2 protein-coding genes and 1 pseudogene are annotated in these 1,374 nt (G+C 35.6%); 2 read left to right on the top strand and 1 reads right to left on the bottom strand.

Features of this window, described 5'->3' with window-relative positions; all coding sequences use genetic code 11:
- Window positions 1-229 precede the first annotated feature (229 nt).
- Together BN202_RS08805 and BN202_RS08800 are read left to right on the top strand one after the other, a co-directional pair.
- Window positions 230-421: a hypothetical protein gene (locus tag BN202_RS08805; RefSeq protein ID WP_019220281.1), complete on the top strand. Its 192-nt coding sequence runs from the start codon at window positions 230-232 to the stop codon at window positions 419-421.
- A 65-nt stretch (window positions 422-486) separates the two neighbouring features.
- A complete protein-coding gene (locus BN202_RS08800) occupies window positions 487-915 on the top strand; it encodes a type II toxin-antitoxin system HicB family antitoxin (RefSeq protein ID WP_019220280.1) in 429 nt (142 codons plus the stop codon).
- Between the two features lie 269 nt (window positions 916-1,184).
- Here BN202_RS08800 and BN202_RS08795 read toward each other — a convergent pair.
- Window positions 1,185-1,374, bottom strand: a pseudogene (locus tag BN202_RS08795) (Rha family transcriptional regulator); the annotation flags it as partial.

Below are 1,374 nucleotides of genomic sequence, written 5' to 3'. Positions count from 1 at the left end.
GTTAATTAATAACAGATTTTAAAGTATTAGATTACAATGCTGCTTGATAAATTATTTAAGCAAAAAGCCATATCTTACAAATGGTATAGCTTTTTCGTTTTGCCTTCAGTTTTTCAATAAGCATCATCTAAATTAGCAAAGTCTGTATCAAACTTTTTTGTACGATTTATTGTTGACTATCGAACCTTTTTGTGCGATATTAGTTTTATTACAAAGTGGGAGAGGATTAATGAAAAGAGAAGCGTTGCTTAGAGAGTTACGTAAAGAAGCCAGAAAAAGAGGTGTTCATTACAGTGAAGCTCCAGATGCAGGCAAAGGATCGCATTATTTGGTAACTTTTGGAGATAAGACGACCGTTATAAAATCTGGTGAATTAACCCCACTCTATGTGAAAATAATCAAAAAACAGTTAGGGGTGTGAAGTTTTCTAAATGTTTTTATACCTCTCACAGAAGCACTTTCATAATAGCAAGGAGATTTAGAGATATGGAATATACTTATCAAGCAAAATTTGAAACTGATCCAGATGGTGGTTTTGTTGTAACCTTTCCAGATGTACCAGAAGCAATAACAGCTGGAGAAAATAGGGCAGAGGCATTAGAGAATGCTGTTGAAGCTTTAGGATTAGCATTACGTAGCTATCCGATGCGTGGTTTGTCTCTCCCTACACCACAGCAATATAAAGATCTTGTAGAGGTAACGGTGGATGCGTGGAATGCCCTTAAGCTCGCAGTGGTAGAAGCTTTTAATGAAGCCCATATTACCAAAACAGAATTAGCTAATCGTTTGGGGAAGAAAGAAACAGAAGCAAGACGCATTCTTGATCCAAATTATCCAACTAAGCTTCAAACACTAGAGCAAGCACTGACTGTTCTTGGTAAGCAAGTGGTTATTACAATCAAAAACGCTGCTTGAAACATCTTCCCCACCTTAAAGATGGGGAAGGGGATGTTTTACTTAAAACTAAACAGCTATTTATAATAAACTTATTCTAAAACTCGTATTGCTTCTACAATTAAAATTTCATAACTTTTATTTTTTAGCTGAATGATTCTAAAAGATACAAGATATTTTAAATAGAAATCACTCCTCATGATCACTGAGATAACTTGGGCAGTACTTACCGCTCAATAGGATTATAAACAATGTTTTAAAAGGGGCACCCCCGCCGTGCCGCTACTGTCTTATGCTGCTTTTGCAACAGCGTTTGTTAAAACACGCTTGGCTTCTGTTGTAACCAATTTGTAATGATCAAGCTCTTTTTGTAAATCATTTACATACGATAAACGCGCTGCAATCATTCCCAAAACTTTACCAATTCCCTCAGGAGCTTTTAAACTTTCATAAGAAAATAAATCATGCTCTGTAGAAAAC

The organism is Bartonella florencae (assembly GCF_000312525.1).
In the GTDB taxonomy this organism is placed as follows: Bacteria; Pseudomonadota; Alphaproteobacteria; order Rhizobiales; family Rhizobiaceae; genus Bartonella; species Bartonella florencae.
The sequence above is the reverse complement of the archived record's forward strand: the minus strand, read 5'-3'. Positions and strand labels throughout refer to the sequence as shown.